The 14196-nt window shown below is 72.5% G+C and carries 13 protein-coding genes; 3 read left to right on the top strand and 10 right to left on the bottom strand.

Features of this window, described 5'->3' with window-relative positions:
• On the top strand, positions 1-531 hold a 531-nt coding region (locus ABZ490_RS08020), incomplete at its 5' end, for a cytosine permease (protein WP_358985929.1).
• A 73-nt stretch (positions 532-604) separates the two neighbouring features.
• Here ABZ490_RS08020 and ABZ490_RS08015 read toward each other — a convergent pair.
• The 6 genes from ABZ490_RS08015 to ABZ490_RS07990 all read right to left on the bottom strand — a co-directional run bounded on the left by ABZ490_RS08015 (position 605) and on the right by ABZ490_RS07990 (position 6113).
• Entirely contained in the window at positions 605-1015 is a 411-nt protein-coding gene (locus ABZ490_RS08015) for a nuclear transport factor 2 family protein (RefSeq protein WP_358985987.1), read from the bottom strand.
• A gap of 5 nt (positions 1016-1020) precedes the next feature.
• Positions 1021-1827: an MBL fold metallo-hydrolase gene (locus tag ABZ490_RS08010; protein ID WP_358985925.1), complete on the bottom strand. Its 807-nt coding sequence runs from the start codon at positions 1825-1827 to the stop codon at positions 1021-1023.
• 53 nt (positions 1828-1880) lie between these two features.
• A complete protein-coding gene (locus tag ABZ490_RS08005; protein WP_358985922.1) occupies positions 1881-2492 on the bottom strand; it encodes a DsbA family protein in 612 nt (203 codons plus the stop codon).
• 164 nt (positions 2493-2656) lie between these two features.
• On the bottom strand, positions 2657-3154 hold the full coding sequence (locus ABZ490_RS08000) for a MarR family transcriptional regulator (RefSeq protein WP_358985984.1): 498 nt from the start codon (positions 3152-3154) through the stop codon (positions 2657-2659).
• A gap of 162 nt (positions 3155-3316) precedes the next feature.
• The gene (locus ABZ490_RS07995; protein ID WP_358985920.1) at positions 3317-5683 is read right to left on the bottom strand and encodes an excinuclease ABC subunit UvrA; all 2367 of its coding nucleotides are present in this window, start codon (positions 5681-5683) and stop codon (positions 3317-3319) included.
• A gap of 10 nt (positions 5684-5693) precedes the next feature.
• A complete protein-coding gene (locus tag ABZ490_RS07990; RefSeq protein ID WP_358985917.1) occupies positions 5694-6113 on the bottom strand; it encodes a helix-turn-helix transcriptional regulator in 420 nt (139 codons plus the stop codon).
• A gap of 156 nt (positions 6114-6269) precedes the next feature.
• Between ABZ490_RS07990 and ABZ490_RS07985 the strand changes: the two genes are divergently transcribed.
• Positions 6270-7577: a chloride channel protein gene (locus ABZ490_RS07985; RefSeq protein WP_358985981.1), complete on the top strand. Its 1308-nt coding sequence runs from the start codon at positions 6270-6272 to the stop codon at positions 7575-7577.
• Here the strand turns inward: ABZ490_RS07985 and ABZ490_RS07980 are convergent.
• Genes ABZ490_RS07980 through ABZ490_RS07965 form a run of 4 tightly spaced genes read right to left on the bottom strand, consistent with a single transcriptional unit; the run spans position 7525 to position 13373 of the window.
• Positions 7525-9348: a glycoside hydrolase family 15 protein gene (locus ABZ490_RS07980; RefSeq protein ID WP_358985914.1), complete on the bottom strand. Its 1824-nt coding sequence runs from the start codon at positions 9346-9348 to the stop codon at positions 7525-7527. The two genes, ABZ490_RS07985 and ABZ490_RS07980, sit on opposite strands and share 53 nt — an antisense overlap.
• A gap of 48 nt (positions 9349-9396) precedes the next feature.
• Positions 9397-10815, bottom strand: coding sequence for a DUF2252 domain-containing protein (locus ABZ490_RS07975; RefSeq protein ID WP_358985911.1), 1419 nt, complete (start codon positions 10813-10815; stop codon positions 9397-9399).
• On the bottom strand, positions 10812-12392 hold the full coding sequence (locus tag ABZ490_RS07970; RefSeq protein ID WP_358985909.1) for a GMC family oxidoreductase: 1581 nt from the start codon (positions 12390-12392) through the stop codon (positions 10812-10814). Before ABZ490_RS07970 ends, ABZ490_RS07975 begins: the two co-directional genes overlap by 4 nt.
• 30 nt (positions 12393-12422) lie before the next feature.
• Positions 12423-13373 carry a YhjD/YihY/BrkB family envelope integrity protein gene (locus tag ABZ490_RS07965; protein WP_358985906.1) on the bottom strand — a complete coding sequence of 317 codons (951 nt, stop codon included), beginning with the start codon at positions 13371-13373 and terminating at the stop codon, positions 12423-12425.
• 149 nt (positions 13374-13522) lie between these two features.
• Between ABZ490_RS07965 and ABZ490_RS07960 the strand changes: the two genes are divergently transcribed.
• The gene (locus tag ABZ490_RS07960) at positions 13523-14173 is read left to right on the top strand and encodes a GAP family protein (RefSeq protein WP_358985903.1); all 651 of its coding nucleotides are present in this window, start codon (positions 13523-13525) and stop codon (positions 14171-14173) included.
• The last annotated feature ends 23 nt before the right edge of the window (positions 14174-14196 follow it).

Genomic DNA, 14196 nt, shown 5'->3' with positions numbered 1-14196 from the left:
TCCGCCCTGGCCCAGAACTTCCTCAACGTCTACGGCGGCGCCATCTCGGTGCAGACCCTGAAGATCCCCGTCAGCCGCTCCCAGGCCGTCACCGTCATCTGCCTGCTCGCCTACGTCATCAGCCTGTGGGGCGAGTCCGGCACCGAGGCCAAGTTCAAGGTCTTCCTCAACCTCACCGCCTACTTCATCGCCCCCTTCGCCGCCGTCCTCCTCCTCGACTTCTACCTCGGCGGCCGCTCGCGGACCGCCCGCATCGACGAGCTCTACGACCGCCGCCGGGTCCTGGACTGGGGCTTCGTCGCCTGGGCCGGCGGCGTCGCCGCCTCCGTCCCCTTCTGGCAGTCCAGCTTCTACACCGGCCCCTTCTCCCGCGCCTTCCCCGGCGCCGGCGACCTGAGCATGTTCGTCGCCGCCGCCGCAGGCACCCTCCTCTACCTCCTCACCCACCGCCTCAAGCCCCTCTGGACCCGCGAGGCGGCCCCCGTACCGGCCTCACAGGCCCAGAACCCGACCGCCCTCACGGGTTCCTGACGGCGGATCGGGAATCGGGCGGCACCGCAGTGCGCGGTGCCGCCCGATCGGCCGTTCCCCGGTGTGCGCGGCTTCAGTCGGTCATGGCCTCGCGGACGAGCGCGGTGTCGACGAACTGTTCGAAGCGGACGATGAGGCCGCCGCGGACGACGAAGTGGTGGGCCACGCGGACGGCGATCCGCTTGCCGGTGGCCTTGTTGGCGGCGCTGTAGCGGGCGAGGACGACGACGTTCTCGCCGTCGACGACGTAGGTGTCGTCGTGGGCGGTCCAGCCGTCCCAGTCCTGGCCGAGCTTCTCCATGACGTTGGAGGTGACGCCGTCGGGGGTGCGGTAGGTGCCGGCGAGGGGGAAGCCGGCCATCTCGGTCCACTCGACGTCCGGGGCGAGGGTGGCGCGCAGGGCCGCCAGGTCGCCGGCGGCCGAGGCCAGGTACTGGCGCCGTACGACGTCGGCGGGCGCGGTGGAGGTGGCGAAGTCGTCCATGTCGGTCAGCCCCACTTCATCTCGCCCTTGGCGACCTTCGCGCCGATCTGCGCGGCGATCAGCATGCCGTGGTCCGGGTAGCGCTTGACGAGCGCCTCGGTGAGCGCGGCGCCGTCGGCCGCCGTGGCCAGCTCCTCCTCGAAGGCGAGCAGGTAGTCGCGGGTGGCGGTGATGGCGGAGGCGTCGGCCGCGGTGCCGGGCAGCCGGTGGCCGGGGACGACCAGCTCGGGCCGGAGGGCGGCCATCTCGTCCAGCAGGTCGATCCAGGCGGCGCGGTCCCCGGGGGTGGGGGTGTCGGCGACCCAGACGTGCTCCTGCTGGAAGAGCAGGACGCCGCCGAGGAGGGCGCGGTGCCCGGCCTGCCACAGGTAGTGGCGGTCGGGCAGGGCGGCCGGGCCGCCCTTGAGCTCGAAGCGGTGGCCTTCGAGGGTGAGGTCCCCGGTGAGCGGGGCGAGGTCGACCAGCCGGGTGGGGAGGTTGGGGCCGAGGGCCGCCCAGGCCTTGAGCTTGCCCTCGTAGGAGTGCGCGATGTGCTCGATGACGAGCGGGGTGGCGACGAAGACGGCGTCGGGGAAGGCGTCGGCGAGGACCTCGGCGCCGAAGTAGAAGTCGGGGTCGCCGTGGCTGATGAGGACGGTCGTCAGCGTCTTGCCGGAGTCGAGGACCTCGGCGACGAGACGGTGGCCGTCGGCGCGGGTGAAGCCGGCGTCCACCAGCAGCGCCTCCGACTCACCGGTGACGAGGGTGGCCGTCTTGTTCTTGCTGCCGGCCGGGAAGTCCAGGTCGAGGATCTTGAAGGAGAGGGTGCTCATGGATGACTCCTTGGGGGGACTGGGTGGGGACGGGGGACGGAGGGGCGTGTGCGTCAGGACGTGCGCAGGGACGCCAGGCGGCGGTCGATCTCGTCCGCGGTGGAGTGGCCGTGGGCCAGGGGGGTGACGTGGTCGCCGCGGAGGGCGAGGAGGGTGGGGAAGCCGGTCACGCCGAGCGCGGCGGCCCGGTCGAAGTCGGCCCGTGCCTCCGCCCCGGCTCCCTCGAAGGCGGCCACGACGGCGTCGGCGTCCAGTCCGGCGTCCCCGGCGACCTTCCGCAGGGTCGCCGGGTCGGAGAGGCCGAGGCCGTCGACGTAGAAGGCCCGTTGCAGGGCGACGGCCAGTTCCGCCGCCCGGTCGGGAGCGGCCCGGCGCAGGGCGGCGAGCCCGCGGGCGGCGGCCTCGGAGTCCATCACGAACGTGCCGTCGGCGATCAGCCGCTCGTACGGCTCGCCGAACTCGGCGCCGGTCAGCCGGGCGATCTCGGCGTTGGCGCCCTGGATGTAGCCGAACGCGCGGAGGGGGACGCGGCGCGCGCCGGTGAACAGGCCGCCGGAGACCACCTCGACCGGCAGTGCGGGGTGCCGGGCGACGACATCGCGCAGGGTGGCGGAGAAGCCGTGCGACCAGCCGCAGTAGGCGTCGAAGGCGTAGACGAGCTTCATCGGGGTCCTCGGGAGGATGCGGCGTCCGCGGGGCGCGAACGGTTCGTCTGCTCAAACAGTAACTGACGCGTCAGATATTTCCTCGCTCGTGTGACGGCCGCCACAGCTCGGGCCTCGTTGTCAGTACACCAGTGAAGCCGTCCGTCCGCAGCGCGGGGGGGCGCTCAGGGCAGGCGCGGCAGGACGTCCCGGGCGGAGTGGCTCAGGATCCGCAGGTCCTCGGCGAACCGTTCCCGGTGCTCGGCCGGCAGGGGGTCGAGGAAATAGCGGCGGATGTTCTCCACGTGCAGCCGGGACGCGCGTACGGCGGTCTCCTCGCCGAGGGGGGTCAGCCGCACCAGGCGGCCGCGCCGGTCGTCGGGGTCCTCGGCGCGCTCGACCAGCCCGGCCGCCTCCATCCGGTCCACCAGACGCGTCGCACCGCCCGTGGTGAGCACCTGCTCCTGGGCGACGGCCCGCATCGACAGACCCGGCTCGCCGGCCCGGCCGAGGATCAGCAGCACCTCGAACATCAGATGGGTGAGGCCGCACTCCTGCTCCAGCGAGCGGCCCAGGATGTACTCCAGCCGGTTGGCCGCGCCCTGGAGCCGCCCGAAGGCCAGCACCAGCGCGTTGTTCGCCGCTTCCCTCGGCGAGGAGATCTCCTCCGCCTGCTCGTCCACGCCCTCGCCGCCCTTTCCGGTCTCCGGGTGGTCCGGAGCACCGATCACGCTCATTGTGCCGGAGCACCCCGGGACGCCCGGGGCCCGAGCCCGCGCGGCAGCGGGTCCGGGCCTGTGGTGCGGGGCGTGCGCTCCGGGGCGTGCGCTCCGGCTGACGCGGCCTCAGGCCCCCACGTACGCCGCCAGATGCTCTCCCGTGAGGGTCGAGCGGGCCGCGACCAGGTCGGCCGGGGTGCCCTCGTAGACGACGCGGCCGCCGTCGTGGCCCGCGCCGGGGCCCAGGTCGATGATCCAGTCGGCGTGGGCCATGACCGCCGGGTGGTGTTCGACGACGATGACGGACTTGCCGGCGTCGACCAGGCGGTCCAGCAGCCCGAGGAGCTGTTCGACGTCGGCGAGGTGGAGACCGGCGGTGGGCTCGTCGAGGACGTAGACACCGCCCTTGTCGGCCATGTGCGTGGCGAGCTTCAGACGCTGGCGTTCGCCGCCGGAGAGGGTGGTGAGGGGCTGGCCGAGGGTGAGGTAGCCGAGGCCGACGTCGGCGAGCCGGCCGAGGATGCGCTGGGCGGCCGGGGTGTGCGCCGCGCCGCCGCCGAAGAACTCCTCGGCCTCGGCGACCGGCATCGCCAGCACCTCGGTGATGTCCCGGCCGCCGAGGTGGTGGTCGAGGACCGCCGCCTGGAAGCGCCGCCCCTCGCACTCCTCGCAGGTGGTGGCGACGCCGGCCATCATCGCGAGGTCGGTGTAGACGACCCCGGCGCCGTTGCAGGTGGGGCAGGCGCCCTCGGAGTTGGCGCTGAACAGCGCGGGCTTGACGCCGTTGGCCTTGGCGAAGGCCTTGCGGATCGGGTCGAGGAGTCCGGTGTACGTGGCCGGGTTGCTGCGGCGCGAGCCGCGGATCGGCGCCTGGTCGACCGAGATCACGCCCTCGCCGGCCGGGATGGAGCCGTGGACGAGCGAGCTCTTGCCGGAGCCGGCGACCCCGGTGACGACGGTCAGCACCCCGAGCGGGACGTCGACGTCGACGTTCCGCAGGTTGTGCGTGCTCGCGCCGCGGATCGCCAGCTTCCCGGTGGGGGTGCGCACGGTGTCCTTGACGGCGGCCCGGTCGTCGAGGTGGCGGCCGGTGACGGTGTCACTGCCCCGCAGCCCGGCCACCCCGCCCTGGAAGCAGACGGTGCCGCCGGCCGTGCCCGCGCCGGGGCCGAGGTCGACGACATGGTCGGCGATCGCGATGACCTGCGGCTTGTGCTCCACGACGAGCACGGTGTTGCCCTTGTCCCGCAGGCGCAGCAGCAGGTCGTTCATGCGCTGGATGTCGTGCGGGTGCAGTCCGGTGGTGGGCTCGTCGAAGACGTAGGTGACGTCGGTGAGCGAGGAACCGAGGTGGCGGATCATCTTCACGCGCTGGGCCTCGCCGCCCGAGAGGGTGCCGGCGGGCCGGTCGAGGGCGAGGTAGCCGAGGCCGATCTCCGTGAACGAGTCCAGGCTCTGCCGCAGCGCGGTGAGCAGCGGCGCCACGGTCGGCTCGGACAGTCCGCGCACCCAGTCGGCGAGGTCGCTGATCTGCATCGCGCAGACGTCGGCGATGCTCAGCCCCTCGATCTTCGAGGACCGGGCGCCCTCGCCGAGCCGGGTGCCGTCGCACTCGGGGCAGACGCTGAAGGTCATCGCCCGCTCCACGAAGGCCCGTACGTGCGGCTGGAGCGCGTCGACGTCCTTGCTGAGCATCGACTTCTGGATCTTCGGGATCAGTCCCTCGTAGGTGAGGTTGACGCCCTCGACCTTGATCTTGGTGGGTTCCTTGTGGAGGAGGTCGTGCAGCTCGCGCTTGGTGTAGCGGCGGATCGGCTTGTCGGGGTCGAAGAAGCCGCAGCCCCGGAAGATGCGGCCGTACCAGCCGTCCATGCTGTAGCCGGGGATGGTGAGCGCGCCCTCGTTGAGGGACTTGGTGTCGTCGTAGAGCTGGGTCAGGTCCATCTCGGTGACCGAGCCGCGGCCCTCGCAGCGCGGGCACATGCCGCCGGTGCGGGTGTACGTCGCCTTCACCGCCCGCTGGGTACCGCGCTCCACGGTGATCGCGCCGCTCGCGCGGACCGAGGCGGTGTTGAAGGAGTAGGCGCTGGGCGGGCCGATGTGCGGGGTGCCGAGCCGGCTGAAGAGGATGCGGAGCATCGCGTGGGCGTCGGTGGCGGTGCCGACGGTCGAGCGCGGGTCGGCGCCCATCCGCTGCTGGTCGACGATGATCGCGGTGGTCAGGCCGTCGAGCACGTCGACCTCGGGCCGGGCCAGGGTCGGCATGAAGCCCTGGACGAAGGCGCTGTACGTCTCGTTGATCAGCCGCTGCGACTCGGCGGCGATCGTCCCGAAGACGAGCGAGCTCTTCCCGGAGCCGGAGATGCCCGTGAACACCGTCAGCCGGCGCTTGGGGATCTCGACGCTGACGTCCTTCAGGTTGTTCACGCGTGCGCCGTGCACACGGATCAGGTCGTGGCTGTCGGCGAGGTGCGGTGCGACGGTGTGGGCCATGCGGCTCACGCTACGGGCGGGGCCCCGCTTTCGCTTCTCCGTTCCTGACCGGCCTGGTGTGGATCTTGGCGTAGCAGGCGGGGACGGCGGCACCCTCGTCGTGCGGGCGGGCCCGGTAGGCGCTCGGGGTCTCGCCGACGATCTCGGTGAACCGCGAGCTGAACGAGCCGAGCGAGGTGCAGCCGACCTCGAAGCAGACCTCGGTGACGCTGAGGTCGCCGCGCCGCAGCAGCGCCTTGGCGCGCTCGATGCGGCGGGTCATGAGATAGCTGTACGGCGTCTCGCCGAAGGCGGCGCGGAAGCTGCGGGAGAAGTGGCCGGGGGACATCAGGGCGAGGCGCGCCAGCGCCGGGACGTCGAGCGGTTCGGCGTAGTGGCGGTCCATCGCGTCACGGGCCCGGCGCAGCCGGACGAGGTCCTCCAGGGTCACGGGACCACGATCGCACAGGGGTGGCTGCCGCGGGGTGCCCACGGCGTGGCAGCGGGCAACACGGGACGATACGGATAGCTTCGTTCCGTTATGAGCGAAGACAAGAGCGGGCATACGACGGGCAGCCAGCCCCAGGAAGCCGATGTGCTGCGGACCATGCTGAACCGGCCGGAATACCGCAAGGCGCTGGTGTTCTGCGGGCTGATCGGCATCCCGGTGGCGCTGATCGCGTTCTGGTTCCTCGCGGCGGTCAACAAGCTGGAGCGGCTGATCTGGCAGGAGTGGCCGCACGACCTGGGCTGGAAGCAGGCCCCCTGGTGGTGGGGGCTGCCGCTGCTGACGGTGGCGGGGCTCGTGGTCGGTGTGGTGGTCGCCCGGTTCCCCGGGCGGGGCGGGCATCTGCCGGCGGCCGGGCTGCACGCGGGCGGGGTCACCAAGGCGGCGCTGCCCGGGGTCGTGGTGGCCGCGATGGTCGGTCTGCCGCTCGGGGTGGTGCTGGGCCCCGAGGCGCCGCTGATCGCGCTGGGCGGCAGCCTCGCGCTGCTCTTCGCGAGCCTGGTGCGGGCGCCGCAGACCGAGGCGAGCACGGGCCTGCTGGCGGCGGCCGGTTCCGCGGCGTCCATCTCGGCGCTGTTCGGGAACCCGCTGGTGGGCGCGGTGCTGCTGATGGAGGTGGCCGGGGTGGGCGGACCGCAGCTGTACGCGGTGATGCTGCCGGCCCTGCTGGCGAGCGGCGTCGGGGACATGATCTTCACCGGGTTCGTGCACTGGACCGGCTTCGAGACGGGCAGCCTGGACATCGGTCTGCCCAAGCCGCCGCCGCTCGACTGGCCGGACGTGCTGTGGGTGCTGCTGCTGGCGCCCGTCATCGCGTTCGTCGTCCACTGGATCTTCGTGGGCGGGCGGTTCACCGCCGGGTTGGTGACGACCCACACGGTGCGCAACACCACCCTGTGCGGCATCGGCGTCGCGGTCTGCGTCACCCTGTACGCCGTCTCCACCGGGCGTTCGCCGGCCGAGGCCGCGCTGTCCGGGGAGGCGGCCCTGTCGGAGCTGGCGAAGGACCCGCACGCCTGGCCGGCGGGCGCCCTGGTCGCCGTCCTCGCCTTCAAGGGGCTCGCCTACGCGGTGAGTCTGGGCAGTCTGCGCGGTGGCCCCGTCTTCCCCTCGCTGTTCCTGGGCGGGGCGGCCGGCGCCCTGGTCGCGCCGCTGCCCGGGCTCGGGCTGGTGCCCGCGATGGCGGCCGGGATGGCGGCCTCGGTGACCGCGGCCCTGAGGGTGCCGGTGAGCAGTGTGGTGCTGGTCGTGCTGCTGCTGGGCAATGTGGACACGGTGGCGCTGGTGGTGCTGGCCGCCGTGCTCTCCTTCGTCGTGGTCGAGATGCTGCCGCAGGGGCCGGCGATCCCCCCGTTCAGCGAGCCGGCAGCCGGTCGAGCGCCTCGTCCAGGGTCGAGGCGGCCATGATCAGCGACAGATGGGTGAAGGCCTGCGGGAAGTTGCCGAGCTGCTCCCCGCTCGGGCCGATCTCCTCGGCGAACAGGCCGACGTGGTTGGCGTACATGTGCATCTTCTCGAAGGTGTAGCGGGCCTGCGGGAGCCGGCCGGCGCGGGCGAGGGCGTCGACGTACAGGAAGGTGCACAGGCTGAACGTGCCCTCCGAGCCGCGCAGTCCGTCGGGTGAGGCGGCCGGGTCGTAGCGGTAGACCAGGCTGTCGGAGACCAGCCGCTGGTCGATGGCGTCGAGGGTGGACAGCCAGCCGGGGCTGCGCGGGGCGATGAAGCCGACGCGCGGGGCGATCAGCAGCGAGGCGTCGAGGACGTCACCGCCGTAGTGCTGGACCAGCGCCTGCTCCTTCTGGCTCCAGCCGCGCTCCATGACCTGTTCCAGGATCTCGTCGCGGGCCCGGGTCCAGCGCGGGGTGTCGGCGGGGCGGCGGAACTCCTCCGCCATCCGCAGGCAGTTGTCGAAGGCGGCCCAGCACATCACCCGGCTGTAGGTGAAGTCCTTGCGGCCGCCGCGGGTCTCCCAGACGCCCTCGTCGGGCCGGTCCCAGTGGTCGCACAGCCAGTCCATCAGCCGGGTCAGGCCCTTCCAGCCGTGGTAGCCGACCTGCTGGCCGATCTCGTCGATGCCCTCGGACATCGCGTAGAACAGCTCGCCGTAGATGTCGAGCTGGAGCTGGTCGGCGGCGGCGTTCCCGGCGCGTACGGGGCGCGAGCCGCGGTAGCCCTCGAAGTGGTCGAGGGTCTCCTCGGTCAGCACGGGGTCGCCGTCGACCCGGTACATGATCTGCAGCGGTTCGCCGCCGGAGCCGTCCCGGTCCCGCAGCCGGTCGCCGAGCCAGCGCACGAACTGGGCGGCCTCCTCGACGAAGCCCAGGTCGAGCAGGGCCCGCACGGACAGCGAGCCGTCGCGCACCCAGGTGTAGCGGTAGTCCCAGTTGCGCTCCCCGCCGACCTGCTCGGGCAGTCCCGTGGTGGCGGCGGCGACGGGGGCGCCGCTCGGGCCGTAGGTGAGGAGCTTGAGGGTGATGGCGGAGCGGTTGACCATGTCGGGCCAGCGGCCCCGGTAGCGGGAGGTGCGCACCCAGCGCTGCCAGAAGTCGATGACCTCCCACATGCCCGTCTCGACCGAGTCGACGGTGGGCGGCGGCGGGGCCTCGCCGTCCGGGCCGCACACGGTGAACACGGCCGCCGCCGACTGGCCCGCGTTCAGCGTGACGGAGCCGCGGACGTCCGTGCCGTGCGGCTCCAGCGGGAACGTGGTCCGGAGGTACCCGGTCGCCCCGCGGGTGCGGAAGGCGGCGGACGCGTCGGCCAGGTCGAGGGTGTGGCTCGCCCGGCCGTAGTCGAAGCGGGGCCGGCAGTCCAGGTCGAAGCGCACGGTGCCGCGCACGGTCCGCACCACCCGCACCACGGAGTGCCGGTCGGACGGGGTGCGGGAGGCGATGACCGGCATGTGGTCGAGGACCTCGCCGACCCCGTCCGGCGACAGGAACCGGGTCACGACGACGGCGCTGTCCGGGTAGTACAGCTGGCGGCGCGTCACGTCCGGGGCGGTGGGCGCGAACAGGAAGTGGCCACCGCGGTCGTGGTCCAGCAGGGACGCGAAGACGCTGGGCGAGTCGAAGCGGGGCGCCGCCAGCCAGTCGACGACCCCCTCGGAGGTCACCAGCGCCGCGGTCTGGAGGTCCCCGATCAGCCCGTGGTCGGCGATGGGCGGATAACGCTCCATGACGGTCTCCTCTCAGGGCTCCTCGGCGACCCGGGCTTCCCCGGCGTCTCAGGCCTCCTCGGCCCGGACCCGTCCCGTCTTCACCGCGTCGAGGAGGGCCTTGTGGTCCCGCTCGTTCTGGTCGGCGTACAGCTCGGCGAAGGTCACCAGCGCCCGGTCGAAGGAGTCGCCGCCGCCCAGGTAGGAGGCGATCGCGATGCGGTCGCCGGAGCGGGCGTGGGCGCGCGCCAGGGTCGCCCCGCACACCTCGGCGAACAAAGTCATCCGCTTCGGCGACATGGACTCGGCGACCGCGATGCCCTTCCAGTCCCGCAACTGGCGGACGTAGAAGTCGCGGCGGCGGCCGTCGATGCCGGTGGTGCGCTCCCAGCCGAGGAAGATGTCGCTGGTGGCCTGCATCAGCCGCTGGCCGCTGACGACCCGTTCGCCCTGGGTGCGGAACCCGCCCGAGCCGGCGTACGGCGCGAGCACCGAGTCGTCGGCCTCCTTCGCCTGGAGGAACAGCGGGTCCTCGTCGTCCTTGCCGAGCAGCAGGATGATCCAGCAGCGGGTGCCGACGCTGCCCACTCCGACGACCTTCCGTGCCACGTCGGCGACGTGGTAGCTCTCCAGCAGGAACCGCCGGTCGGACTGGAGGGTCTGCCCGTAGCGCTCGACGAGCCGGCTGATCTCCGTCTCCAGCACGCCCGCCTCGGCGCCCGGCAGCAGGTCGTGGAGCCGGACCAGCAGCGGCGGGTCGTCGGCGATCAGCCGCCGGCCGCCGACGACATGGGTCAGCTTGTCGAAGACCTGCACGGTGTCGTGGCCCCGGGCCCGCTCCCGGGCCTCCTCCCACCGCTCCTGGTTCTTCCCGCCGGCCTCCGGGGCGAACTGCTTCTGGAGCTCGTCCGCCTCGAAGCGGGTGTAGTAGACCTCGAGATTGCCCATCCCGGCGAAGGACCGCATCCAGCCGCGGTACGACCGTACGGCCCCCCGCACCACGGCCGACCGCTCCTTGGTGCTGAAGCCGTTCGCGCGGCCCGCGATGACCAGGCTGGCCGACAGCCGTTTGACGTCCCACTCCCACGGTCCCGGCAGGGTCTCGTCGAAGTCGTTGATGTCGAACATCAGCCGGCGCTCCGGGGAGGCCAGCAGCCGGAAGTTCAGCATGTGGGCGTCCCCGCACAGCTGCACCCGGATGCCGGTGCGGGGCGTCTCGGCGAGGTCGGCGGCCATGATGGCGGCGGCGCCCCGGTAGAAGCGGAACGGCGACTCGCTCATCCTGCTGTAGCGGATCGGCACGAGTTCGGGGACCCGCCTGGCCGACTGCCCCTCGATGATGTCGACCGGGTCGGTCCGCTTGGGCGGTGCGGCGTACTCGGCGTGCGCGGACCTCGGTACGGCGTTGCGGGCCGCCTTGCCGCGCTCGGCGCGCTCCCTCGGGGTGCGGTGGCGCAGGTCGTGACCGGTGGGGTTGCTCTCGCTCATTGCAGACGCTCCACGATGTGGTCGCCGACGCGCAGGGCGTTGGCGATGGCCGTCAGCGACGGATTGACCGCGCCGATGCTCGGGAAGAAGCTCGTGTCGACGACGTAGAGGTTGTCGAGGTCATGGGCCTTGCAGGTGACGTCGAGCGCGGAGCTCGCCGGGTCGGTGCCGAAGCGGACCGTGCCGGCCTGGTGGGCGGTGGCGCCGATGGGCATGCCCTTGTGCAGGTAGATGCTGTGCGGCAGCAGCCGGTGGTCGTGCATCCCGAGGTGTCCGAGCAGGTGCTGGAGCTTGTGCCGCAGCCGGTCGAGCCCCGCGGTGTTGTTCCTCTCGTCCAGGGCCAGGTGGACGGCGCCGTCACGGTCGAGGGTGACCCGGTTGCCGGGGGCGGGCAGGTCCTCGCCGCACAGCCAGAAGTCGACGGCGTGGTGGGCGAGCACCTCGAAGGGCATGTCCGGGGAGACCGCGCCCGCCCAGCGGGGCGCCTCGCCGTGGATCTGGTCGGCGTCCGACTTGCCGAGCATCTGGATGCCGCCGAGGGGGAAGTCCCAGTCGTCGGCGCCCAGATACCAGTCGTGCAGGGCGAGCGTCTTCTGGAACCGGGTGTCGTTCGGCTCCTCGGAGACGGCCATCAGCGCGAGGTTGTTGTGCCGCATGTAGTAGCGGCCGACCACGCCCGAGCTGTTGGCCAGCCCGTCGGGGTGCCGGTCACTGGCCGACCGCAGCAGCAGGACGGCGGAGTTGACCGCGCCGCAGGCCACGACCACGACGTCGGCGCCGAACCGCTCGGTCGAACCGTCCGGCAGCACCGCCTCGACCGCGGTGACCGCCCGCCCGGCCGGGTCGGTGACCAGCCGGCGGACCTCGGCGCCGGTGAGCAGTTCGACGTTGTCGTGGCGGAGCGCCGGGTCGACGCAGACGACCTGGGCGTCGGACTTGGCGCCCAGCAGGCAGGGGAAGCCGTCGACGCGGTCGCAGCGGATGCACACGCTGTCGTGGGTGGCCCGGCCCCGCTCGTCCTGGACGAGGTCGACGCCGATCGGCAGATGGAAGGGGTGCAGTCCCTGCTTCTCCAGGTCGTCGCTCAACTGCTGGATGCGCGGCTCGTGCCGGACCGGCTCATGGGCGTACTGCGCGCTCGTGGGCCCCTCGGTGGGGTCCTCGCCGTGCCGGCCGTGCACCCGGTACAGGTGCTCGGCCTGGGTGTAGTACGGCTCCAGGTCCTCGTACGACAGCGGCCAGGCCGGGGAGAGCCCGTCGTGGTGGCGCAGCTCGCCGAAGTCCTCGGGCCGCAGCCGGAACAGGGCGGCGCCGTAGAACTTGGTGTTCCCGCCGACGTAGTAGTTGACCTCGGGCGGGAAGGCGTGGCCGTGTCGGTCGTACCAGAATTCGGGGGCGCGGTACTTGCCGCGGACGAAGACCGCCGTGGAGTCCCAGTTGTCGCGTTCCCGGGGGAGGTAGTCACCCCGTTCGAGCATCAGGACGCGTTTTCCGCTGGGTGCGAGCCGGTGGGCGAGAGTGCCGCCGCCCGCGCCGGTGCCGATGACGATGACGTCGTAGTGCCGCGCTGCGCCCATACCGGCCGCCGTTCTCGGAAGATGAGTCGATTAGCGCCCTTTTGTCAAGGTAGCTCCGGAGGGTGAGCCGGGCGACTCGGGTGTGCCGAGGTGGCGGGCCGCCCAGGGCTCCCGGGCGACGACCGCGCCGGCGGTGACACAGAGGGTGATCACGACGCACAGGGTGATCAGCCAGGACAGCAGGGTGAAGACGGCGCCGAGCGAGCCGTACTTCTCCAGGCTGTGGTTGATGGCCCGGGGCACGTAGAGGGACGCGGTGGTGGTGAGGACGCTCAGGGCGGCTCCGGTCAGCAGCGCGCCCGGCAGCAGCGGCAGCCAGGGCACCCGCGCGGTCAGCAGGAGATGCTGGGTCCACCACCACAGGCCGACCTCGGCGAGCAGCAGCAGCGGCACGCCCAGCCAGCGTCCGAGGCCGAAGCCGTCCCGCAGCGGCCCCTGGACGACGATCATGACCAGCCAGGCCGCGAGCCAGGCGAGCCAGCGCCAGGCGGCCACCCGGGCGCTCGCGCCGGGCATGCTCCAGGCGCGTTCGCAGAGCCGCTGCATGGCACGGCTGCACGCGGTGGCGGAGATCAGCACCATCAGGATGCCGACGACACCCGTGGTCTGGCGGAGCTGGTCGGAGGGGTCGCCCGTGTTGAGGAGGGCCTTGCGCAGTTCGTCGTCCACGCTCCCGGACAGCCCGAAGACATGGTGGAGGGAGTCGAGAAGCTGCGCGCGCAGCGCCTGCGGGGCGATCGAGGCCACCACGAAGATCAGCGGGATCGCCGTGAGGAAGGTCTGGGCGGCCAGCCGGGTCGCGGAGTCCAGGACGTTCACCGAGATCAGATGGGACATCAGGTGGGTGATCAGCGGGAACCGCGCCTCGGCCCGCCCGCGCACCCCCTTCAGCCACGCCCCGGCCGCGGCACCCCGCTCCCGCCACCGCCCCCGCCGTCCTGCCCGGCGCCCTCCGCCGCCGGCCCCGGTCCCTGCCTGCATGCTGCCAGCCTGCCGCCCCCGTGCTCTCCCGGCTCGCGGCGGAAGCGGAACGGGTGACGGGGATGCGGGGTTCCGGCCGGGCGGTGACCATGGGGCCATGGGCGAGAGCGGCCGCGTGCTGGGGAGCGCGGGGCCGCGCAAGGGGCGCGATGGTGCTTGACCTGGTGCTGATCGGTGTGGCGATCGCCGTGTTCCCGTTGTCGGTGACGGCGTTCGTGCTGGTGCTGTCGGCGCGCGGCGGCACCTGGAAGGGCCTCGCCTTCATCGTCGCCTGGCTCGCCTGCTTCGTGGCCGTCCTGGCCGCCGTCCTGCTCACCACCGGCGGTGAGCCTCCGGCGCCCCGGTCACCGCCGTCCACCGCCGCCTCCGCCGTCAAGCTCGCCCTCGGCGTGGGGCTCCTCTGGTACGGCGGGCACCGGCACCGCCGCGGGCCGCGTCCGCGCACGTCGTCCGGCGGCGGCATGATGGCCCGGCTCGACCGCATCTCCGTCTGGACGGCGGCGGGGCTGGCGCCGCTGCTCCAGCCGTGGGGGCTCGTGGCGGCCGGGGCGGCGACCGTGGTGGGCGCCGATCTGTCCCACAGCTCGTCCTACGTGGCCCTCGTCGCGTACTGCGTCATCGCCACCAGCAGCCTGCTGGCGATGGAGGTGTACACGATGCTGGCCCCCGACTCGGCCCGCACCCGCCTGGGCGGGCTGCGCACCTGGCTGGAGACCCACCAGGAGCGGGCGTTGGTCGCCGTGGCGCTGGTGGCGGGGCTGTTCCTGGTGGGCCGCAGCATCGACCAGCTCACGTCCTGAGCGTCCCCGCGTCCCCCAAGAGC

It is taken from the genome of Streptomyces sp. NPDC005811 (genome assembly GCF_040630405.1).
Classification (GTDB): Bacteria; Actinomycetota; Actinomycetes; order Streptomycetales; family Streptomycetaceae; genus Streptomyces.
Note: the sequence above shows the minus strand (reverse complement) of the source record. Positions and strands in the feature narration are given on the sequence as shown.